The sequence below is a fragment of the Peribacillus sp. QJM3NY_7 genome (genome assembly GCF_056173225.1).
On the sequence record NZ_CM149663.1, the window covers coordinates 4,606,371 to 4,628,060 of the forward strand.

Consider the following 21,690-nt stretch of genomic DNA (forward strand, 5'->3'; position numbering starts at 1 on the left):
TAGATTCTATTAAAAAAAGGTCAACCAGTAATTTTTACTGGTCAACCTTATAATACGAACGCACCCGTTAGTTTAAGTACAATCCTTCACAAGGCTTTCAATTGGAAATTGGGTACCCATCTCTTATAGCTCTAACTATGACTTCATAATCCTTCATGCCATGCTTTTGGGCGATTTGAGCCAAAGAATAGGCCAGTTCATTCCGTTGTTCTTCCTCTATCGGCACATGGACTTTAATCGTTTTGTTATTTGGATTGACCCCGAGCGATATAATATCATATTCATTAAATACCTTATTGCTTTCTTCCATGAATGCTCGGCTCTGTTCTTCCTTTTTCTGATTGTCTAAGTAATCATAGACTACAAAAAGTATATACGCAGCCATCAGCACACCTAACCCTAGAATAACTCGTTTTTTTAATTTCTTCACTTTATATCTCCTTGTCCAAAATTCTGTCTCTTTTACATCCTTTTTAACTTTATCATATTTATCTATCTGTGGAACTATCTGGTATTTAGATGATTAAAAGCGACATAAAATAGGCTTCTCTCTTATTAAACTAAACTTCCCCTTTAGTGCCATAAGAAAAGGTTGCCGCAGCAACCCTTTGTTAAACTATCGACCTTTAGTTGAAGGATGGTTAATTAAAACTTGATGTTTAATAATTCTTTCATTTCAAGAAGAACATCAGAATGTTTTTCTTTTGATAAATACATCATTTTCTGTCCTGCTCCATTTGCTTCTTGCTTCTTTCCGTTCGGTTCTTGAAACATAATCCTTCCATCATTAAAAAAATTCATCGTGTAAACTTTATTATCCATGGTTTCCTTATCGGATAATATAAAAAAGTAATTCCCTTTTTTATTTAATTCTTTACTCTTCTCCAATAACTCCTTATTAGGAGGTTGCACAACTTCCATTTTGTTTACTTTTTCTATAAAAGCCTGTATTTCATTAATATCTGTAATGACCTTTGAAGTTGACTCGGAAGATACCCCGTTCTCATCAACACTTTGCACTAATAAGGTTGTATATTCATCTTTATTAGGTATTTCTAAAATTTCACTTTTCGTTTTTGTAGTATCTAAACTACAAGCATTTAAGAATACTATCATTAAAATGCAAAAAGAAAACATCTTGAAAAATCTCAAATTTCATCCCTCCATTTCTTCCTTCTACATTATATGTAAATTGAAAAATTATCCATCCTTATTGAACTCCCTCAGTTTAATCCGATTTTCTTACAAATACTCGCTTATTCGCAGGATTTCATCACCCTTGAATTTTAGTTCATGGTTAAACGGAGTGATTTCAGGACATGGATGTTTCGTGAAGGCACAGGGAAATAAAGGAGTTGTACAACACTCCATATTTTACCATATAATGTACATTCTCCACGCCGCCCCTGGAGGCTTTCCCTCCCATGTCTCAACGGGTCAATTGCCCTATCATTCCTTCGTCATGCCTATCCAAGGGGTGGAGGCCAGTTATGCTAACCTGATGGGTCGGTGCCCTTTTGTTCAAGAAATCTGGTACTCCGTACATATTTGAAATCCTACGAATAAGCCAACATTAGTAAAAAGAAAACTATGAACATCAGTTTTTAAAGGTTCCCTTCGAGAACCCTATTAAGACATCCCCCTTTAACTACGCAACCAGTTCAGTTATAGGTTGAACTTTATCTGCACAATAAGACTCGTTTCTGCGTGCTATTCCAACAAATATCCTAGCTAGCTTACCTACCAATTTCATAATCGATTTCATTTTCTTCATTTTTTTCACTTTAACATTATGGGAGTGAATGGCTTGAAATTCCGTGTTATTCATCACAAGGCTCATGGTGGCTAAGTAAAGGAAACGCCTTAGCCTGGATCGCCCTCGCTTAGAGATAACAATTTGGCCTTTCCACTTTCCAGAGCTTGCTTCAGCCAGATGCAACCCAGCGTGCCGAAGTAAAGAATTACCGTGTGAAAAACCACTTAGATCTCCTGCTTCACCTAATATTCCGGCTAAAGAAATTTCACTAATTCCCTTTATGGCAAGCAGCTTCTTGGCAAAAGGTATTTGTTTTAATACATCCTTAACCTCTTGTTCCACTCTTTCGAGTTGTAAGACTGCGAGATCATACTCCTCTAATAATTGTTCCAAATGGAATTTATACGCTTCAAGTGCTTGTCTTGTGCCGACAGATTTCTTAGCTAACTGAAGAAGTAATTGAGCTTTCTTTAATCCAGGCTGCCTCTTCATTATTGATTTCCATCCTGAAACAACATCATGAGGTTTCAGGGAACGCAGTTCCATTGGAGATGGAAATAAACGAAGTGTGGCAATAGCCCCTTTAGCAGTGATGTCTTTAAATACTTGCCTGAGTTCGGGAAAGACAATATCCACCCAACGGTTTAATTGATTAATCGTGCTAACGAGTCGTTTAACTACCACATCACGGTTAGACATAAGGACCCTAAGTATCTCAAATGATTCTGAAGTGTCCCTGACAAAGGTGTAGTAACCGTTTTTCACCATATCAGCGATGACCAGGGCATCTTTCCTATCACTTTTGGACTGAGTATTATCACGGTTTTCTTTATTCCTTTTTACTAAGTGGGGGTTTACCGTTACTACCTCGATTCCTTGTTTAAATAGCCATTTTGAAAGATTAATCCAGTAATGTCCTGTAGGTTCCATTCCCACGATGGCTACCTCCAGTTTATTTAATCTTTGAAGCTTATCCATCCATTTTAATAAACTAGCAAACCCATCTTCATTATTTTCAAATACAAGTGGATCTCCGACTACAATTCCACGGAAATTCACTGCTCTAGCCACATGTAATTGTTGGGCAATATCCACTCCAACAACAAGGTGATTATCGGAAATTCTTTCTATTAGTTGATTTTGTTTATCTTGCATTTTAAACTTCATATTAGGGTTCCTCCTTAGGGTTTGAGTTAGAGTGGTGTCTTACTCATATCTTACTGAGGAGCCCTATTTTTTTCAAAGCTGAAAAATAACGAACTACAGGAATGCTAACCTGCCCCGTTAGTGCCATAAGAAAAGAGCTGCCTTAAAAGACAGCTCTGATCTTCAGTTAACGCAACCGTTAGGTCAATAACAAAGCTTACCACTATGGTTGATGAGGTGTATTTTTATTTTTGCCTACTTGCTAAATTCAGCAAGTAAAATATTTTTAAAAGGATTAGGACTGTTATCCCTACCCAAACTGTTCAAACTGACGACCAACGTATGCTTGCCTCCAAGTGTACCTCCAGCAATAGTAGAAAACCCTAGAATGCCACCTGTGTGTCCCCATATCGAGACACCGTTTGGAAGCTTAGTTTCAAATATTCCAAGACCATATCCATCAATTCCTGCTCTTCCTGTAGGAACTGTAGTAAGCATTTGTTTTAGTTGCTGTTCCTTCAGTAATTTGCCACCAAGCAAGGAAGAGAAAAATTTATTTAAGTCGTCAGCAGTAGAAATCATATCTCCAGCCGAGCTACCTGCACTTGGGTTATAATAGGTAACGTCTTTTATCTCACTTGCTTCGTCTGGTTGGGAATATCCCCGGGCGTGCTTGGTACCTGGAATAACGCTTGAATTTCCAGGTAGGAATGTATCCGACAATTCAAGCGGTTCAATAATCCGATTTTCAATCTCTTCCGCGTAGCTGTTTCCGGTTACTTTTTCAATAAGAATACCCAGTAATACGTATCCTGTGTTTGAATAGGACCAGCCCTTTCCTGGGTCAAAGTCTGGGGGCAGCGAAATCCCCATCTTCACTAGTTCTTCAGCCGTATACGATTTTTTTGTATCCATAAAATCAGCGTCTTTTGACCTTGAGTATTCAGCGATACCACTTGTATGGTTCAATATCTGCCGGATGGTAATCAGTTTATCATTATATCCGTTTCCTTGAATGACACCAGGCAACCATTTTTCGATGGAGTCGTCTAGACTCAAGCGGTTCTCTCCAGCTAATTGAAGTACAACCGTTGCGGTGAACGTCTTCGTCACGCTGCCAATGCGAAAACGAAAATCTGTTTTCATTGGTTTCTTGGTGCTCAGATTTGCTACCCCAGCGGCATAACCCCACGTTTTTCCATCATCGGATGTTTTAGCAAGTATCCCTGGGAATCCAAGTTGCAATGTATCCCGCATTGCTTGCTTGACGGAATTATGACCTCGTTGAGTGCTTGTTTGTATCGAACTAGTTACATTTTGAGTAGGCTCTACTTTTGCAATTGAGGGTGGCGATGTGTATAGCAGGGAACTTCCCGTTATTAGTAGGGCCAGACTTGCAAATGTAAATTGACTACGTATTTTCATAAGGCATTCCTCTCTTTCTATTAATATTGTATGGGTGGTTGCTTGTTGTTCCATATGGATCACACAGCTATACTTTGTATAAAATGACTATCCTCGTCTTCATCTTGATACTCATCATTCTCATATTGATTTTCAATGTTCTTTTTTTATAAGGAATTGCTCCGTTTCTTTTACATAATTTTACCATAAAACCAAATAATTAGATTTAAATATCATTTTTCTATTCTCATGGTTTAGTATTTATTGCATAGTTCGAATACAATATGCTTGATGAACTATCCTGCCCCGTTAGTTCCATAAGAAAAAGCGATCCTTCTAAATGAAGACCGCATCCGTTAGTTGAGGTTCAAGGATATGTTTTTATGTGCTTATAATTTATTAACTCACCCCTTGTATCTACAACAACCTCATCTATTCCATAACTATTATGAGCATCATAATAAGGGTGGACTTTTAGAGTTATCTCATATCCTCCACCAACTCCGTACAGTTGCTTAATTTTGATTATTTCTGTGTCATACGAAGCCCAAGTAAGATTACTTGGTGCATCTTTATCATTTTTATATATTTCAGCAATTGCTTTATCTACTGGTTGTCTAAGACTATTTATAAGTGCATATTTAAGTGTTTCACATAGTTCCGTATCAGCTTCATTTATTGTTTTTGAATAAACTGGCTTATTAGAGCTTATTAAGAATATTGCTATCAAAAGCATTACTGCGAAATTTTTCATTTCATCACCCATTTTAGTTTCCTAAGAACTGTTAAGTTTTATTCAATTATTTCCCCCAGATAGTGAATAAAGAAACAGCTGCCTTACAGACAGCTCCGATCTGCAGCTAACGCATCTGTTTGTTCAACAAGAAAATCAAATCACAAAAATCGATAGTAACTATCTAATAATTCTTCGCTTCCGTTTTCTGCTTCTTTCTCATCCATTTCCTTATCTTCTAGCCATTGTTGATAATGGATTATCTCATGAGCCAAGCTGCTTAAAATTGCCCATAAAGCATCATTTTTTCCTCTTTCTGAAACTAATTCTTCATAATCACCTGTTGCAATTCTTATGTATGGTTCAACAGTTTTATCATAAGGTGCAAAAAAAGTAGCACTTGCCAGTTCTCTTGTATCTCTCGTTTTAAGTTGATAATCCGTTTTTAGATATACAACAACCCTTATAGGAAATTCCATATATGTACGCAACCAAACCGCAAAGCTTAAGCACGTCCGTCTTACTGATGGATTTACATCCTTTTCACATTTGACTCTTAATCCTGAGCGAAGATATTGCAAATCATTTGTTTTCATAATCGCTTCTGAAACCCTTCCTTGCGACCCGGTGACTTCAATATTTTCCTCTGCTCTCTCTTCTAAATCCACAGATGGTATTAATTTAAATTAATCATTGCCTTAATTTATTTTGAAATCTATGTATATAACTCTTAACAATATCAAAACCTATGACCAGCAACACATTATATTCATAGGAGCTGACAACATGGCTAGAAATAACAACAATAATCAATTAGTAGTTAATGGTGCAGAGCAAGCTCTAGAACAAATGAAATACGAAATCGCTAGTGAATTCGGTGTTACACTTGGCGCTGATACAACATCTCGTGCAAACGGATCTGTTGGTGGAGAAATTACAAAACGTTTAGTGCAAATGGCTGAACAACAATTAGGCGGAAGAACTCGTTAATCGAAATCATATGTATTGTTAGGGATAGTGATTGGACTATCCCTATTTATAATTCTCCAAGTAAGTCCATTTATAAAAATATTAATGTCTATGTGTAGTTTTTAAATCAAGATTGACCAAAGCCCCCTCTTGAAACCACATATTAGTGTAAAGCAAGAATTCATTTTGTAAAAATATTGAATAAATGGATTCTTTCCTTATGATTCAGATACAATTTTTATAAAATAGTTTGATTATCTTTAGTAATTCTTAATGAACTACCAAAGTTCTCACGATAATCACCAATTCACATTTGTGTCGATGACTATATTATCATGAGATGCCTGGAACTAAATTGCCGTGGTCCTACCCCTTATTCAATATGTTTTAGAAAGTCTTCAATCGTTTGTAACAACTTTTCAGGGTACTCCCCATTGATAGCATGAGAGGCGTCTTTAAATAACACCATATTACTGTATGGATTTCTTAAATTTTCTAAACCGATTTGAAACGACTTTTCGGAATGATGCATAGTCGATTGATCAGCCAAAATTCCGAGCACTGGCATCTTAAGTTTCTTCAAATGTTCAGTTTTAACCTTTTCTGGCATTGGCAATTTACTTTTGAATGTTCGCATTCCTGTTTCAATCAATTTGGCAGCCGGCTCACTTTCATCAATTTTAGCACCACCAGAGATATAACTAAGCATTCTTTCCCTTATTGATTTTGGCACTGCTGGTACGGAAGCTGGAATCGAAACTAGAATCATTTTTAGTGGAATAGGACCAAAAACATAAACTGGTTCTACTAATATGAGTGTTTGAATTTTTTCTGGGTGCTTAATTGCTAAATTTGCCGCACTCCATCCACCAAATGACAATCCTAATAAGTTGATTTCCTCTTCTGGCAATTGTTCCAGCACTTGTTTTAACCAAATAGCTTGATCCATATTAGTTTTGATACGTTTTGTTTCTATACTTAACCCTGGCTCACCTATTAAATCAATTGTGTAAACCGGACGGTGTTTTAAGAAGTCATTGAGATTTGCTTCCCACATTGGTGTAGCAGACCCCTTTCCAGGAAGTAACAATAACGGTGTTTTGTCTGGTGTTTCCTCTTCTTGAAATTTGTATAGCTTCACTTTACCAAAATCGGTATTGAGCATTTTTGACTCAACAGGTTGTGGTAAATAGCTCATTGCCTCATGATAAGAATTTATGTATTCTTGCTTACCTTCATTTGTAACGAAACCACTCATTGAACCATCATCTTTGAAAAGACCTGATTATGTACAATAGTATGAATATAGCCAAAGAAACAATAACTAAAATGATCCATCTTTTTTTTCGTAGGAATACAAACCTCCTTCTATTCTTACTTTAGACTATGACATAACGTTATAAAAAATGCTTAAATTGAAGTAATAAACGATATAACCACAGTACCTATTTCTAGAAAATGTGTTTACTATCAGATAACAACCTTCTTTTGATAAATTGAACGTTATTCAATCCTGCCCCGTTGGTGCCATAAGAAAAAGAGCTGCCAAAGCAACTCTCTTATCGATGTAAAGCAACTGTTAGTGGGACAAGGAAGGATTAAGTGTATAGTTCTTTTTTTAAAGCCTTAATTCCATCAATTACACTTTTTACATTTTCATCATTATTCAATTTGTTTCTTGCATGGAGCAAAACTGGTCTAACGGATTCCACAGAACGTCCAAAATCGTACATCCATTCATATCGAGGAACCATCCAAGTATGAAAATGGTGAGTAGTATCTTCATTATAAAAGTAATAAACATGTTCTATCCCTAATACTTCCCTTTGAGCTTTTCTAATCTTAGATAATAAGTTTATGTAATCAACCTTTTCTAAGTCATTTAACTCGTCAAAGCACTTAATATGGCGTTTAGATGCTAAAATTACTAAACCTTTAATGGGATATGCAACGTCTTGGTGAGCATGAAAATATTCAGTTTCGATTATTACACCACCATCCGGTTCTATTTCCCCACTTGTTAAAGCACAACTTAAACATTCGACTTCAACTGTTTTTCCATTAGACAAAGTAATTCCCCTCATAATTCCCTCCAAAAACAAATTATTATCTCTCTTAAAAAGATAAAAATAAACAAACCCTTGTTGAGCTATCCTGCCCCCGTTAGTTCATTAAAGGTAGTTTTTCACTTGAATATGAAAGTATGATAATACTAAGAAACGTTTTTCAAAAGGCCGCCAATTGGCGGCCTTTTAGAATTTAAACTAACTCTAAGATTTCTTTGAAGTTATTCACTACAAAATCTGCTTGTTTTAATTCATCTTCTTGGGCAAAGTCAAAGTTCACACCAACTGCAATAAGTTCATTATCCTTAGCAGCAGATATATCCGAAGACCGGTCTCCGACAACGTAACCTTTTCCAATTTGATTTTTATTTTTCACCATTTGTACTAAATCTGATTTATTCCCAGATTTAATTGGTTGGATACTATATGTATCTTGTATAAACCTATCCAAATTATAAGTTTCTACAATTGCTTGTAAATATTCTATCTGACCATTGCTGGCAATAAATAAGGGATACTTTTTACTTAACTCATTTAATGTGCTCTCCACACCAGCATATAATGCACCTTTTTGTGCTTGGATTAGTTCTATAAGCTTTTTATGAAAAATCTCATTACTCTTTACTCGTATTTCCAGTGAGTGGTTTGGGCAAAGTGTTTCCCATACAACCGGTAGTGGCACACCCATAATTCCCCTATATTGTTCAATCGGTGTTTTTTTATCCCATAAATTTTCTTTTCGTAGTACTTCAAATGTTGCTTCTAGGGCAGGTTCTAAAATTAAATTTGTTTGAAACAAGGTTCCATCCATATCAAAAATGATTGCTTTACTCATTGAAAATTCCCCCTCTCTTTATCTCTCATTAAAACATTTTTAAAAAGCGCTGTCTTAAAGACAGTTCTGACCTTCAGCTAACGTCACCTGTTAGTTCATTAAAGCTAGTTTTTATTTGTGATTTTTTAATTTTTGAACCTCTTCTTCTAGTTTATCGATTTTTTGTTGAAGTTCTTTCTTAGGTTCTAAAATTCTTCGACCTAATATAACGAGGAATCCGGTAATAGCAATAACTCCCCCAGCTGAAGCTATAAACAAAATCAAGGCAATGTCAAACATAAAAACAACTCCTATTTTATTTTCTATACTGCAGGTAATCCACTTAATCACTATAACCAGGTTAATTTTACCATTAAAAACCCATTCGTTCTTAAACGATCGTGCCCCGTTAGTGCCATAAGAAAAAAGGCTGCCGCAGCAACCCTTGTAATAAGGCACCCGTTATGAATACACTAATCTTCCCTTTTCAATATGAAAGGAGCTGCGGAAGCAACCCCCTGACCGTTAGTTTATACAGCACGCCCCAATAGGAAAACGTTACGAGAATGGACATATTTTCGAAAGAAAAAATGGCCATTCTTTTGGTAATATAGAGGCAGCTACTTATCATGAGGCATTTATAACATACGGAGATGATGAAAAAATGACAGGACCCGTTTTGATTTTGACCATTATTATGACGATATTTAAACTAGTTGTTACCTGCCTTCCAACCGATGTCGTCAATTGGCTTTTGAATAAATTTAAGATGCATCCAACACTTAGTGACGAGAATACCGTGATCACGATGGACGGAAAACGATTGGAAGGGGAAGAGAAGAACCAAGTGATTCAGGATGTTAACCACGCGATGATTTTGAAGAAAAATCATATATTTCCCGGAAACGATTCCTTGTTTTTACATCCAGAGAGCGGTGTTAAGCCATTGGTCATCGATACGAAAAAAGGCAAAAAGGATATTCGGTTATTGGTGTTCGTGTACGGTGACCATGTGGATGTCGTAAAACAGGACAAGAAGAAGCTCGTGGCATATAGCATGCGTTCCGAAAGCCTCCAAGACCGTTCGATGATGAAGGGAATGGATGTAAAGGAAGCATAAAAGGAAGAAAAATGAAAACCACACCATGATGTGTGGTTTTTTGATTGGGAATTATTTATTTTCTGACATGACTTCTTCTCCTCTTATAAGGATGCCTTCATTTTTTGGCTCGCTCACCTAGAGTGCGGTCTCATCAGTGACCATTTTCTAGTACGACGCACACTTTACCTGAACAAGTTTTTTTTCTTGATTTTAATGTATGATAATGTAAAGAATCGTACATTTAAAAGGCCCTAAAATTGGGGCCTTTTCATTTAATTTATTTTCTTTTTATAAATATATAATTCAATATTAGGAACGTTAATTACTTCTAAAACTACGCATTGCTCTCCGGCGGTCGTGCAGTACCATCAGGATAATTATTCCCATCATCACTCCCAAGACGCTACCTAACTCGGTGGTTAGTACATATGCAAGCGGGTTCTCTAGAGCAGGTTGTGCATCGGGGCGAGTGGCGGCCAAGCGGTTAAAGAGGTTATAAGAGAACAGCATTCCCGACGAGATCCATGCTGCTGCCATAGGAGGGAGGAACCGCTTCGACCCGCGGCGAGTGGTCAATACCAACAAACCCCACGCCCCTGCGAAGGCCCACACACCGGTACTCAACGACAATAGGTGCCACCATAAATCGCGGTTATCCAACATGGCTGGGTTGATGCCAATAGTTCCACCAACCGCCCAGAATAGCTTAATAAATCCAAGCAGGATACAGCCAGCCACGACAAGCCTAGCCAAGGTGATATGCAGTTTCTGGCTGTTGCCCGGGAGTAATTCAATGTCGATTGGATCAGCAAATGCCTCTGGCCAACGCGCTTTTGCGTATCCAGCTAAGGCGAAAGGTAGGCAGATGCCGACTCCAACCAGTGAGACCATTACGAAGATCTGCTCATATACCCAAACATTAGCAGCACCTGCCTGCTGATCGCGTATCATAGCAGCAGGACCAAGCACAGGTGCCAGCAACAGCATGGGAATAAGTAAACCAGTACCTACCCAGACGGGCAAGGCAACCAACCAGGCGGGCAGTCGCTCACCCCATGTCATGCTAAACGCTAATGCTAACAGGATACCAACTGCAGCTAGAACCATTGTTACTGCGTTTGCAGTGCGCCAGCTTGGGTCGCCCATTTGTTCGGTCGGCATGAAGAGACCGAACGTCCAGGCTATTTTGATTAACAGATAAGGCATTACCGCTATAGCGGCACCATAACCCCAAAATCTACGCTTCTTCATCAAATGTGAAATTGGCTGCTTTTTCATTTCTGTCATGAGGTCACCTCGGCAGCCAGACCAGTGAATTCGTAAACCTCTACCTCCACAATGAACAGAGCGCTCCCAATTAAACTCTCAAGTTTATTTCTATTTATAACTATAAATAAACACCCCTTAAGAATTATCATTTTAACTGTTTTGTTTTAATGAATCATAGGACTTTTATCGTAGATAATCATTTCCCCCATTACGCTCACCATCAATACCCTAAAAACTGCTCTGTTCGCTTTAACTTTAACATAATATTCCAATTAGAAATCCCTTATTCTAAAAAAAAATTGACACAAGAAGATTGACTTCATTGACGACCTTCTTGTGTTAATTCTTCTTGAACTATCCTGCCTCGATAGTTCAAGAAAAAAAGCTGACTTAAAGACAGCTCCGATCTTCTACTAACGCACCCGTTCGTTCATTAAGAAAAGCGATTCTTATTAAAGAATCGCTCCCGTTGCGGAAAATATGTAACTTCCTTTTATATGTTGATCCAAAGATAGTAGTTGGAAAATTATCCCCCTAAATCCATATATTATTTTCAGCGGTTAGTTTAAAAATAGTTTCACCAGTGTTGACTACACCTTTAGGCTCTACCAGCATTATATGGCATTCCTTTTCAGCATAAGGCTTATGCTCCACACCTTTTGGTATCACATACATTTCTCCTTTGGAAAGTTTAACCTCTCCATCGCGGAATGCGATGGACATCTCGCCGTCTATCACGATGAATGCCTCATCGGTGTCTTTATGATCGTGCCAGACAAAATCCCCCTGAATCTTAACTAACTTAAACTGATAGTCATTCATTTCACCAATGACTTTGGGCGACCAGTGTTCACTGAATTTGGACAGTTTCTCGCTAAGATTAATAGCATTATAATTGATATAAATCCCCCCAGAACTATTATTACCTTTATTTTACAACTTCCATAGATTAATTACTATTTTGATTAAGACCTCAAAAGTATCTAGTGATTTTCCACAAAATGGTCCAATTGTTGAACAAAGACCAATCAACACTCTTGAATCAACCTGCCCCGTTAGTTCCATAAGAAAAAGAGCTGCGGAAGCAACTCCCTTATTGAAGTAAAGCACCCATTAGTTCGATTCACTTATTTCTAGTATATTCTGGAGTATCACAGAGTGGACATTCCTCATATTGCTTTTCCTTTGCTAGAAATAAAGTAAATCCCAAGAATAAAAGTAATTATTAAAATGACACAAATTACCCAATACATCAAAGGATATTGATATAGTACTGTTGCTGTGGTAACTCCTGAATTCATATCGGTTGTTGTTATTTTATTCTCAACAGGATCATAAAGCATGTCCACAATTAAGTATGTTAGTAAAGATGAAAGAGTAAGAAATATTCCTATCGCACGTTTCATCATTTTCACCTCCTAAAACCGTTAAACTTTATACAGTTTAACGTAAAAACAAAATCCTTCTTCAACTAACCTCCCTCAATAAACTGAACACAATCTCACGATTGCTCTAGAATTCTTAGGATTTCATAGTCATATCATTAACTGTTATTTATGTAAGCTAGGCATTACTCCTCAAGGATAGGGATTTATCGAAAAAAGTGTATACTAAACTAGCCAATTACAGGAAAAAATTGGCATAGGCAATGTTATGATCGCACTTTTGGATATCCACATGTCTCATGGAGGTCAACCCTCCCATGTCTCACAGAGTCGATGCTCCTACATTCCTTCGTTCAACCTTTCCATGAGGTGGATGTCGGTCATGCTGCCCCACAGGATCTAAGTCCTCACGTTAGTTGCTTTGCCGACTAATCCGTGCTTCACTTTTAATGAGTGTTAATTAAATGACCGTGTAACCTTAAAATCCGATGAACTATGCGACTGTTTGATGTGCTACAAATGTTGCCATATGAGGGATATCCTTTAACATCTTGTCTTCTTGAAACGTAAATTGTTTTTTACCGATTGAAAACAGAATTCGAATAAGCTTGTTACACAAGGCTATCAGAGATTGCATTTTCTTTAAGGGATTATGGGAACGTGTTGTGTAATATATATGAAGAGCTTTAAAAGCCTTGTTCTTTGCCACCAGTACCATGGCTGCCCGGAATAAGAGAGCCCTCAATTTCTTTCGTCCCCGTTTGGTAATCTTGGTCTGACCTTTGTGCTTTCCGGATGTGTTTTCTTTTAAACTTAAACCTGCTAATTTCACGATTTGGCGAGGATGTTGATAGTCTCTGAGGTCGCCGACCTCCGCGAAAAACCCTGCTACTGTATCTCGACCGATTCCTGACACCTCTAACATCTGTGTGACACCTGGGATATGGTCTAATAACTGATCTAATTGATGATCTAATTCTTCGAATTTCATTTGAATAAAATCATACTTCTCAAGTAAAGCTCTCAACTCTAATTTCGCCATAGCTGCCCCTTGACGAATACCAATCGAACGATTGGCTGCTTCTTTTAAGGCTCGTATCTTCTTTAAGCCTATGCTGCGTTTTACCACTTGTCTTAAGGAAAGTAAGAGCTCTTCATCCGTATACTTAACAAGTTCATGTGGCAAGGATTCTAGCTTTAGAAAATGAATAGCTGCCTTGCCTTCCCAACTTTTGAACACTGTCAAAAATTCAGGAAAGTAACGATCAAGCCAGTTATGAACTTGTCCCTGAACAACCTGTAAATCAACGTTGAGAAGATCGCGAAGTTTTTTGGCCACTCGGAGTTCTGCATAAATTCCACGTGGAATTGTTGGTTCGGCGTATCTTCCGTCTTTGACTAACTGTGCGATGACTTTTGCATCTTTCACGTCATTCTTAGTAGGTGAATTATCGTCTAATTCTTTACTTCGTTTAACATGTAGTGGATTGACAGATACGAACTTAATATTATTCTCTTTTAGAAGATGAGCTAGATTTAACCAGTAGTGACCGGTTGGCTCCATGCCTACAATCACTTTATTTAACTTACACACTTTAACAAGTTGGTTAATCCAATCTAGAAACGAATGAAATCCTGCTTTCGTATTTTCAAAGAAACACGTTTTACCCAGTTCCAATCCTCTAAAATCCTGTGCTCTCGCGACATGATTGTGCTTGGCTATATCTACTCCGACAATTAAGGTTTCAGAAGTAATTTGAGTGATTTTATGATTTTGGTTATAATTCATTGTGAGACCTCCAGATAGATGTTTTTGTCCTTTTTTAGCTGGCCAGCTTAGGACACATTCATCTTATCAAGAGGTCTTTTTTCATTCAAACCTCATTTTCAGTTATTACAGGAATGCTGCCCCGTTAGTGCCTTAAGAAAAAGCTGACTTATAAACAGCTCCGATCTTCAGCTATCGTACCCGTTAGTTTAAAATATCTAACTGGAAGAGATGTTATATATCATTGTCCAAGATGTTCCTGATGAATCACATTGTTCAAATCCAAGTTTCTTATAAAGTTGTACAGCCTGAGTGTTTTTAGGGTCAACGCTCAAAGATAGTGATGTATAACCATCTCTGGAAGCTGTTTCAAATAATTTTTCCATAAGCAGGTTACCTATTCCCTTACCTCTTACTTTATTAATTACAGCTATACCTAGTTCAGGAGTCTTATCATCAACATATCCATAACCTTTTTGATTTTCTGCAAATAGGCGATACCATGCAGCACCAACAGGAAAATTATCCTCAAAAGCAATTATTGCTCTATCACCTTTTCGTCCCCATCCCTCACTATATTTTTTGATATATGGTAAATTTAACAGTTCTTCTTTAGGTGGCTTATTTTCAGGAATATGAATAGCTTCATACATCATATCCGTTAAAAAATCTAAATCATGCTCACTTTGTTGAAAACTTTTTACATGTATCAAAATTAATCACCCCATTTGTAACTAATTCGACATAGAAATTTTATTACCTGTACTTCAGCTATCCTGCCCCGATAGTTCCATAAAAAGAGCTGCCTTAAAGACAGCTCCGATATTCAGCTAGTCGAGTAGAAGGAACCTCTCTACCTTACAGTAGATTGTGTTCCTGCCCCCCTCACAGAACCGTGCTTGCGCTATTCACGCACACGGCTCCTCCTAGTTACCATTCACAAAATGTAGCTAATCTCTCAGATTCAGATTTTGCTAATTCTGCTATCCTTAGTAGTTTGTTTCCATTTATCCCCACCTCTGAGTGTAGTAAATGTTTCCCTAGTAAGGGCGATAACTGGTAGCTAGCCTTTCCTCCATCGGCATTACCCAACTTCATTGGTACTACGCTGCTATCCGACTCCCTATACAGCATTTGGTTTCCTTGCTTTTTATCGCTTGTACACCATACTCTTCTAACAAGAAAAGGCCGATAGGGTCTCCCGAGTTGCCGTATCATATCGATGTGTAACGTGCCAAGGTCTCTGACTCCAGAGAGGTTTTATCCATCTTGCCCTTAACGAAGGATAAAATGTAGCTTTCTGCTGTGCGTAAAGCATCAGCCCTCTCGATTTACTAACATTATGGAGCTCAATCCCTTCAACCATTTGGCTTTCGGCCCGCCACCTAACTGTCTACGCTTAAAGACTAAAGTTACCTTTAGCCCTCCAAGACTTGCTACGAGCGAATGGCTAGTTCTTACTCGACGGGAATCCCACCCGCTATATGATACGACCTAGGCTCGGCCGCACACGCACCTGTTAGCCATCCGTTTAGACAAGGAATCGTATCAAAATCCATTCAATATTTTTTTGATACATACATTAATAATTATTGGAGAAAATATCCTATAAATAAATATAGGAGCTTAACTTTAATGAAGTTCATCAAACATTTATTAAAATATAACAAGGTAAATAATGACTATCTTCCTTCAAAGCAAATACCTCAACCCTCTAAAGAAGTTTTCTCTAAAGTTAATGAAAATATCTCCACAATAAAACAAATCTTTTCTAACACAGAAGATTTAGTTGTAAAGGAATTCAAAACGGAAACAGTACGAGGTGCACTTATTTATCTCGAAACTATGGTAGATAAGGAAAAAATACAAAGAGACGCTTTGAAACCTTGTTTACTATCGAATTCAGAAACAATTCAAAATATGCTTAACACTAATTTTCAGGCTTCAACAGTTTTCAAGCAGGTCGAGGATGCACTTTTAAATGGCTCTTGTGTTTTGAGTTTAGATGGTTATGAAAAGCTTTTTTTGGTTGATGTCTCTACGTCTAATGACCGTTCTGTTACAGAACCAGAAAACGAAAAGATTGTTCAGGGTTCTCATGATGGATTTATTGAAAACCTTTTGACGAACCTTCATTTACTTAGAAAAACAATGAAAAGTCCTAATCTACGCATGAAATATTTCCGAGTTGGAATGCAAGTTAAATCAAAAATAGCACTTGTGTATTTAAATAATCTTGCAAATGAAGAAGTAATCTATGAATTTGAACGCAGATTAAATTCCATTTCGATGGATAACGTTTTAAATATTGGATTCTTGGAGGAATTAATAGAAGATTCTACAATATCACCTTTTCCTCAATTATTAAATACAGAAAGAGTAGATCGTGTAATTGGACATTTAAATGAAGGCAGAGTTGCTGTCTTCATGGATGGAAACCCAACTGCTTTACTTTTGCCGGTTACATTTTTTGCTTTTTATCAATCACCTGACGATTATAATTCTCGATGGATGATTGGTACGTTTATCCGTTCTATTCGACATGCAAGTTTTTTGATCTCGATTCTATTGCCAGCTTTTTATATTGCTGTTATTGCATTTCACTTTGAAGTGCTGCCTGACGAACTTGTAAACCCTGTCGGAAGCTCAATTAATAAAATTCCTTTTCCTCCATTAATCGAAGCATTACTCATGGAATTAACCATTGAGTTGATTCGCGAGGCTGGAATACGTCTTCCCTCAAGAATTGGCCAAACAATTGGGATAGTTGGAGGCCTTGTTATTGGGGACGCCATCGTTCAAGCAGGGCTTATCTCAACTACAATGATTGTCGTTGTTGCCTTAACTGCTATTTCTTCTTTTTGTGTTCCATCACATGGAATGAGCGACGCAGTTCGATTGTTACGTTTTCCGTTTATGTTTCTGGCTGCCTCATTGGGATTCGTTGGAATAGTCTTTGGTTTTATTGTGCTTTTAGCTCATTTATGCAAGTTAGAGTCATTTGGTACACCCTACTTTGCTCCACTTGCTCCACTTAGAATAAAAGACATCAAGGATACTTTTTTGCGTTTGCCAACTTGGAAATTAAATACACGACCTTTAGATTCACATCCTAAACATATTAAACAACAAAAACTTTCAAGGGGATGGAAATCCAATGATAACAAAAGAAAGTAGTATTTCAAAAACACAGCTTTTTTTTATGATCATTCAATCTCAAATCGGAGTTGGAATTTTATCATTACCTCATGATGTCTCGTTAATTTCTAAGAATGATGGGTGGATATCTATTTTAATTGCAGGACTAATCATACAAGTCATTATTTTGGTCTTATGGGGGCTTTGCAGAAGATTTCCATCTTTAACAATTTATGAAATCATTCCTCATATACTAGGGAAAAGGCTAGGAAATGCCGTCATTTTATGTTACATCCTGTACTTTGTTGTTACAGGCAGTTTAGTTTTATCCCGTTTTAGTCAAATCATCGATATATGGATCTTACAAAGGACGCCAAACTGGATATTAATTTTATTAATGGTAGGGGTTTGCGTATATCTTGTGAAAGATAATTTACGAAGCATGGCTCGTTTTTATGTACTCGTTACTCCAATGTTAATTATTCTATTTGGTCTAATTACATATTCGCTAAAAGATGCTAATTTTCTATATCTATTGCCGATTGGTCAATCCGGCATATCAAATATGATAAAGGGTTCTAAAGAAGCAACATTTTCAATGTTAGGGTTTGAGTTTATGCTTTTTCTCTACCCTTATGTAAAAGCATCTGATACCCGTAAACTAATTACGATTTCAAATGCCCATCTTTTCGTAACTCTATTTTATACATATCTGGTGTTTGCTAGTCTGATTTTTTTCGAAACTAGGCAAGATCTATATCTTACTCCACAGCCTTTATTGTATATGATCAAAGCCTATTCCTTTCAAATCATCGAACGAATCGATTTATTTTTCTTATCTATCTGGATCATATCTGTTGCTACATCAATTGCTACCTGGCTTTTTCTTTCTTCACAGGGCCTTAAATACCTTTTTGAACGTGCCAATCATGCTGTATTCCTTCCATACACTGCTGGGATTATTTTTATTATCGCTCTTCTTCCTGACAAAGAAACTGACCTTGAAAGATTTAATAAGCTTATGGAACCTGCACATTTTAGCTTTATTGTGGTCATACCATTATGTTTATTTTTGCTTTCTTTATTCCTTCCTAATAAAAGACATGGAGATTATAATGTATGAAGATCAAAAGGTTATTTATGATTAGTATATGTTTATTGTTAACAACAGGATGCTGGGATCAAAAATTAATGAAAGATGCTGCTTTAATACAAACTGTAACTTTTGATCAGACTGATGAAGGGGAATTTTTATTTGGAATTGCAATACCAAATATATATAGAAACTCAATGGATTCAGGACAAGAAACTGAAGCTATTAATAGTGAAAATTTATCTACAGTCGCAAATACTCCAAGAGAAGGACGCATGAAATTAAATACAGAGATACCCGGTAATTTAGATTCTTCGAAAAATAAACTTGTATTATTCGGTGAACAATTTGCAAAAGGTGACATTTATCCTTCTTTAGATGTAATTTGGCGCGATCCCCGAAGTTCCTTAAGTGCTAAATTAGCAGTTGTAAAAGGAAAAGCATTTGATACACTCAGTATTCAACCTAAAGTAGAATCAAACATTAGTCAAAACATCTTAGATCTAATCCGAAGTACTGAAACAAATACAATCATTCCTGAAGAAAGCATCCAGACTCTGGCTTCAGCGATACTTGATCCAGGTGAAGATATTGTTCTTCCCTTAATAAAGATAGGTCATAGTGGTACTACTATAGATGTGGCAGGTGTAGCATTATTTAATGAAAGGAAATTATCAGGAACTCTATCCCAAGAAGAATCAACTCTTTTTCTTTTACTAAATAATAAGCAAAGTAAATATGCGCGTTTCACAAAATATGTAAATGGAAATAAAGAATTAAAAATGAATAATTTTATTTCTCTGAATGTCGCTCATATTAAACGGAAGTTAAATGTTTCTGTGAATGACAGAGGAGAAGTTTTTGTAAATTTAAACTTACATTTAAAAGTAATAGTAGAAGAATATCCCATAGGGAATGTACCTAAGAAAGTTGATCAACTAAACAATAAATTATCAAATACCTTTACTAATAATGCTGAAGAATTAATTAAAAAACTACAAGAAGCCAACTGTGATGCGTTTGGTATTGGAAGAAGACTGATCGCTTTTCATCATGATACCTGGAAAGAAAAAGATAAGTCAAACTATTTTAAAGATGTTAAATTCAAATCAAAGGTAGATGTGGAGATTATCCAATATGGTATTGTTAAATAAATCAATAATAGAGAAAGAATAATTAACTGCATCATAACTAATTAAGTCGTGATATAGGTTAAATTTTGGGGTCAAGGAGTAAAAGGAACTTTTTTATGTAGGGTTTTATACATCGCTGGTAAATCAACGTTTTCGGCTACTTTAGAACAATGTTAGCTACATAAAAAAGTGAAGTAATATCCAACCTCTTACTCCATTAAATGGCCCGAATGTTGAACCAGGCTAATGACGATTGTTCAACTAAACTGCCCCGTTAGTGCCTTAAGAAAAAGAGTTGCAGCAGCAACCTACCTTATTTGCACCTAGTTAAAGATTGATATATTTAATGATGAATGACTCCTGCCAATGTCAAAGATAGGACTCATACTTCCACTTTTCGCCTACCGTGAAAAATTTTACAAAAAAAAGACTTCCATACACAGTATGAAGTCTTTTTGGAAGGCTCTTTTCGTAAAGATTGATGTTTTTAAACGAAACTATTTAAGGTTGATTGGAGCGGAAGTGCGAGACTCCTGCGGGAGCAGCGGGACAGGTTAGACCCCACAGGCGTTTACGTCGAGGAGGCTCACCGCCCGCCCCGCGGAAAGCGAGCATCTGGAGGGGAAATCAACCACAACTCACTACCTGGTAAATAGCAACAAAGTATGTGAAAACAGCCTTTTGGAAAGAGAAGAGTATTACGGTTTTAAAATGACTTTTATACAATCATCCTCACGATTATTAAAAATCCGATAACCATGACTTGCTTCTTCAAGGGACATCTTGTGTGTGATAATTTCTCTTGGGTCAAATTCGTTATTTGTTATTTTTTTAAACAATTCTGGCATAAAATGAATGACTGGAGCCTGTCCCATTCTAAGATTAATATTTCTGACCCAAAATGCACCTAATGGAAATAGATTATAGTTACCTCCGTAAACTCCAGTCATTTGCACTGTCCCATACTTTCGGACAGCTTTAGTAGAAATTTGAATAGGCCCAAGGGTTCCGCCCTGCAGTTTGAATTTTTGTTCCAGAAACTCTAGGGGTGATTTCTTTCCATCCATACCTACACAATCGATGACGACATCTGCCCCACCATGTGTGATCTCTTTTAAATGTTCCCCCATATCAGGGTATTTTGTAAACTCAAATACCTCAACATTGTTCATCTTTTTCGCATGATTGATTCGGTAATCCAAGTAATCAACTGCTATTACCCGCTTTGCACCTTCCATCCAGGCAAATTTTTGTACCATCAACCCAACAGGTCCGCATCCAAGAACAATAACTGTATCGCCTGACTTTACACCTGCATTTTTTACACTCCAATAAGCTGTTGGCAGAACATCGGATAAAAAGAGCAGTGACTCATCCTCCAATTCGCATGACTCGGGGATAACAAAGGGTGTGAAGTTTCCAAAAGGGACTTTTAAATATTCAGCCTGACCACCTGGATGGTTACCGAACTTCTCAGTATAACCAAAGTATCCGCCAGAATCATAATGAGGGTTTGAGTTATCGCATTGGCTTTCCATTTCATGTTGGCAATAAAAGCAATGTCCGCATGAAACATTAAAGGGAACGACAACACGGTCTCCCTTTTTTACTTTTGTCACTTCAGGTCCAACTTCTTCTACAATCCCCATTGGTTCGTGGCCAATAATATATCCTGGGGGCAATGGCATGTTACCTTGATATAAATGCAAATCAGATCCACAAATAGCAGTAGAAGTAATCTTAACTATAATATCGTCTTTTTTTTCTAATTTTGCATCCTCTACTTGGTTAACCTGTACATGATTTGGTCCTTGATAAGTTACAGCCTTCATAAATGTAGGGCCCTCCTAAATTCTAATACTGTTAACACTCTTAACTATGGTCAACAAAGAAAGTAAATAATATACTTATTCA

21 protein-coding genes are annotated in these 21,690 nt (G+C 37.0%); 5 read left to right on the forward strand and 16 right to left on the reverse strand.

Translation table 11 applies throughout. The features are described from left to right. Window positions 1-97: 97 nt before the first annotated feature. From AC0VX1_RS22165 to AC0VX1_RS22190, 6 genes are all read right to left on the reverse strand, one after another. Window positions 98-430 carry a YolC/YozM family protein gene (locus AC0VX1_RS22165; RefSeq protein WP_475469040.1) on the reverse strand — a complete coding sequence of 111 codons (333 nt, stop codon included), beginning with the start codon at window positions 428-430 and terminating at the stop codon, window positions 98-100. Between the two features lie 215 nt (window positions 431-645). Next, window positions 646-1,152: a hypothetical protein gene (locus AC0VX1_RS22170; protein ID WP_317778196.1), complete on the reverse strand. Its 507-nt coding sequence runs from the start codon at window positions 1,150-1,152 to the stop codon at window positions 646-648. 496 nt (window positions 1,153-1,648) lie between these two features. Next, entirely contained in the window at window positions 1,649-2,923 is a 1,275-nt protein-coding gene (locus tag AC0VX1_RS22175) for an IS110 family RNA-guided transposase (protein WP_475469042.1), read from the reverse strand. Between the two features lie 234 nt (window positions 2,924-3,157). After that, window positions 3,158-4,327 carry a serine hydrolase domain-containing protein gene (locus tag AC0VX1_RS22180; protein ID WP_475471857.1) on the reverse strand — a complete coding sequence of 390 codons (1,170 nt, stop codon included), beginning with the start codon at window positions 4,325-4,327 and terminating at the stop codon, window positions 3,158-3,160. Between the two features lie 346 nt (window positions 4,328-4,673). Beyond that, on the reverse strand, window positions 4,674-5,072 hold the full coding sequence (locus AC0VX1_RS22185; RefSeq protein WP_222619971.1) for a DUF3888 domain-containing protein: 399 nt from the start codon (window positions 5,070-5,072) through the stop codon (window positions 4,674-4,676). A 128-nt stretch (window positions 5,073-5,200) separates the two neighbouring features. After that, window positions 5,201-5,707: a hypothetical protein gene (locus AC0VX1_RS22190; protein ID WP_475469044.1), complete on the reverse strand. Its 507-nt coding sequence runs from the start codon at window positions 5,705-5,707 to the stop codon at window positions 5,201-5,203. 118 nt (window positions 5,708-5,825) lie between these two features. Between AC0VX1_RS22190 and AC0VX1_RS22195 the strand changes: the two genes are divergently transcribed. Further along, window positions 5,826-6,029, forward strand: a complete 204-nt coding sequence (locus tag AC0VX1_RS22195; RefSeq protein WP_034315006.1) for an alpha/beta-type small acid-soluble spore protein — start codon at window positions 5,826-5,828, stop codon at window positions 6,027-6,029. A 352-nt stretch (window positions 6,030-6,381) separates the two neighbouring features. On the opposite strand, the gene AC0VX1_RS22200 is transcribed toward AC0VX1_RS22195, so the two are convergent. The 4 genes from AC0VX1_RS22200 to AC0VX1_RS22215 form a co-directional block, all read right to left on the reverse strand. After that, window positions 6,382-7,266 (reverse strand): alpha/beta fold hydrolase, encoded by an 885-nt coding sequence (locus tag AC0VX1_RS22200; protein WP_475469046.1) that lies wholly within the window; start codon window positions 7,264-7,266, stop codon window positions 6,382-6,384. A 340-nt stretch (window positions 7,267-7,606) separates the two neighbouring features. Further along, the gene (locus AC0VX1_RS22205) at window positions 7,607-8,092 is read right to left on the reverse strand and encodes an HIT family protein (RefSeq protein WP_475469048.1); all 486 of its coding nucleotides are present in this window, start codon (window positions 8,090-8,092) and stop codon (window positions 7,607-7,609) included. Window positions 8,093-8,267: 175 nt separating this feature from the next. Continuing rightward, window positions 8,268-8,909 carry an HAD hydrolase-like protein gene (locus AC0VX1_RS22210; protein WP_475469050.1) on the reverse strand — a complete coding sequence of 214 codons (642 nt, stop codon included), beginning with the start codon at window positions 8,907-8,909 and terminating at the stop codon, window positions 8,268-8,270. Window positions 8,910-9,020: 111 nt separating this feature from the next. Continuing rightward, complete coding sequence (locus AC0VX1_RS22215) at window positions 9,021-9,188, reverse strand: hypothetical protein (protein ID WP_328144867.1); 168 nt, start codon at window positions 9,186-9,188, stop codon at window positions 9,021-9,023. A 364-nt stretch (window positions 9,189-9,552) separates the two neighbouring features. Between AC0VX1_RS22215 and AC0VX1_RS22220 the strand changes: the two genes are divergently transcribed. After that, window positions 9,553-10,008, forward strand: a complete 456-nt coding sequence (locus tag AC0VX1_RS22220; protein WP_063577605.1) for a YfmQ family protein — start codon at window positions 9,553-9,555, stop codon at window positions 10,006-10,008. Between the two features lie 300 nt (window positions 10,009-10,308). On the opposite strand, the gene AC0VX1_RS22225 is transcribed toward AC0VX1_RS22220, so the two are convergent. The 5 genes from AC0VX1_RS22225 to AC0VX1_RS22245 form a co-directional block, all read right to left on the reverse strand. Continuing rightward, window positions 10,309-11,277 (reverse strand): hypothetical protein, encoded by a 969-nt coding sequence (locus tag AC0VX1_RS22225; protein WP_475469052.1) that lies wholly within the window; start codon window positions 11,275-11,277, stop codon window positions 10,309-10,311. 516 nt (window positions 11,278-11,793) lie between these two features. Then, window positions 11,794-12,159: a cupin domain-containing protein gene (locus tag AC0VX1_RS22230; protein WP_098186382.1), complete on the reverse strand. Its 366-nt coding sequence runs from the start codon at window positions 12,157-12,159 to the stop codon at window positions 11,794-11,796. 269 nt (window positions 12,160-12,428) lie between these two features. Then, a complete protein-coding gene (locus AC0VX1_RS22235; protein WP_475469054.1) occupies window positions 12,429-12,665 on the reverse strand; it encodes a hypothetical protein in 237 nt (78 codons plus the stop codon). 472 nt (window positions 12,666-13,137) lie between these two features. Then, window positions 13,138-14,433, reverse strand: coding sequence for an IS110 family RNA-guided transposase (locus AC0VX1_RS22240; protein ID WP_475469056.1), 1,296 nt, complete (start codon window positions 14,431-14,433; stop codon window positions 13,138-13,140). Window positions 14,434-14,630: 197 nt separating this feature from the next. Beyond that, complete coding sequence (locus tag AC0VX1_RS22245; RefSeq protein WP_475469057.1) at window positions 14,631-15,125, reverse strand: N-acetyltransferase family protein; 495 nt, start codon at window positions 15,123-15,125, stop codon at window positions 14,631-14,633. A 922-nt stretch (window positions 15,126-16,047) separates the two neighbouring features. Between AC0VX1_RS22245 and AC0VX1_RS22250 the strand changes: the two genes are divergently transcribed. From AC0VX1_RS22250 to AC0VX1_RS22260, 3 genes are read left to right on the forward strand one after another with little or no spacing between them, the layout of a single operon-like run. Then, entirely contained in the window at window positions 16,048-17,589 is a 1,542-nt protein-coding gene (locus AC0VX1_RS22250; RefSeq protein WP_475469059.1) for a spore germination protein, read from the forward strand. Next, on the forward strand, window positions 17,570-18,673 hold the full coding sequence (locus tag AC0VX1_RS22255; protein WP_475469061.1) for a GerAB/ArcD/ProY family transporter: 1,104 nt from the start codon (window positions 17,570-17,572) through the stop codon (window positions 18,671-18,673). Before AC0VX1_RS22250 ends, AC0VX1_RS22255 begins: the two co-directional genes overlap by 20 nt. Continuing rightward, entirely contained in the window at window positions 18,670-19,797 is a 1,128-nt protein-coding gene (locus AC0VX1_RS22260) for a Ger(x)C family spore germination protein (RefSeq protein WP_475469062.1), read from the forward strand. Before AC0VX1_RS22255 ends, AC0VX1_RS22260 begins: the two co-directional genes overlap by 4 nt. A 677-nt stretch (window positions 19,798-20,474) precedes the next feature. Here AC0VX1_RS22260 and AC0VX1_RS22265 read toward each other — a convergent pair. Continuing rightward, on the reverse strand, window positions 20,475-21,608 hold the full coding sequence (locus AC0VX1_RS22265) for a zinc-dependent alcohol dehydrogenase (RefSeq protein ID WP_413024496.1): 1,134 nt from the start codon (window positions 21,606-21,608) through the stop codon (window positions 20,475-20,477). Window positions 21,609-21,690 lie beyond the last annotated feature (82 nt).

What these genes read in the sequence shown, in the direction of transcription:
- AC0VX1_RS22240 (WP_475469056.1), bottom strand. Translation starts at nt 14,433, where the DNA reads ATGAATTATAACCAAAATCATAAAATCACTCAAATTACTTCTGAAACC.
- AC0VX1_RS22260 (WP_475469062.1), top strand. Translation starts at nt 18,670, where the DNA reads ATGAAGATCAAAAGGTTATTTATGATTAGTATATGTTTATTGTTAACA.
- AC0VX1_RS22185 (WP_222619971.1), bottom strand. Translation starts at nt 5,072, where the DNA reads ATGGGTGATGAAATGAAAAATTTCGCAGTAATGCTTTTGATAGCAATA.
- AC0VX1_RS22215 (WP_328144867.1), bottom strand. Translation starts at nt 9,188, where the DNA reads ATGTTTGACATTGCCTTGATTTTGTTTATAGCTTCAGCTGGGGGAGTT.
- AC0VX1_RS22265 (WP_413024496.1), bottom strand. Translation starts at nt 21,608, where the DNA reads ATGAAGGCTGTAACTTATCAAGGACCAAATCATGTACAGGTTAACCAA.
- AC0VX1_RS22255 (WP_475469061.1), top strand. Translation starts at nt 17,570, where the DNA reads ATGATAACAAAAGAAAGTAGTATTTCAAAAACACAGCTTTTTTTTATG.
- AC0VX1_RS22210 (WP_475469050.1), bottom strand. Translation starts at nt 8,909, where the DNA reads ATGAGTAAAGCAATCATTTTTGATATGGATGGAACCTTGTTTCAAACA.
- AC0VX1_RS22180 (WP_475471857.1), bottom strand. Translation starts at nt 4,327, where the DNA reads ATGAAAATACGTAGTCAATTTACATTTGCAAGTCTGGCCCTACTAATA.
- AC0VX1_RS22225 (WP_475469052.1), bottom strand. Translation starts at nt 11,277, where the DNA reads ATGACAGAAATGAAAAAGCAGCCAATTTCACATTTGATGAAGAAGCGT.
- AC0VX1_RS22250 (WP_475469059.1), top strand. Translation starts at nt 16,048, where the DNA reads ATGAAGTTCATCAAACATTTATTAAAATATAACAAGGTAAATAATGAC.
- AC0VX1_RS22205 (WP_475469048.1), bottom strand. Translation starts at nt 8,092, where the DNA reads ATGAGGGGAATTACTTTGTCTAATGGAAAAACAGTTGAAGTCGAATGT.
- AC0VX1_RS22220 (WP_063577605.1), top strand. Translation starts at nt 9,553, where the DNA reads ATGACAGGACCCGTTTTGATTTTGACCATTATTATGACGATATTTAAA.
- AC0VX1_RS22195 (WP_034315006.1), top strand. Translation starts at nt 5,826, where the DNA reads ATGGCTAGAAATAACAACAATAATCAATTAGTAGTTAATGGTGCAGAG.
- AC0VX1_RS22175 (WP_475469042.1), bottom strand. Translation starts at nt 2,923, where the DNA reads ATGAAGTTTAAAATGCAAGATAAACAAAATCAACTAATAGAAAGAATT.
- AC0VX1_RS22200 (WP_475469046.1), bottom strand. Translation starts at nt 7,266, where the DNA reads ATGAGTGGTTTCGTTACAAATGAAGGTAAGCAAGAATACATAAATTCT.
- AC0VX1_RS22235 (WP_475469054.1), bottom strand. Translation starts at nt 12,665, where the DNA reads ATGAAACGTGCGATAGGAATATTTCTTACTCTTTCATCTTTACTAACA.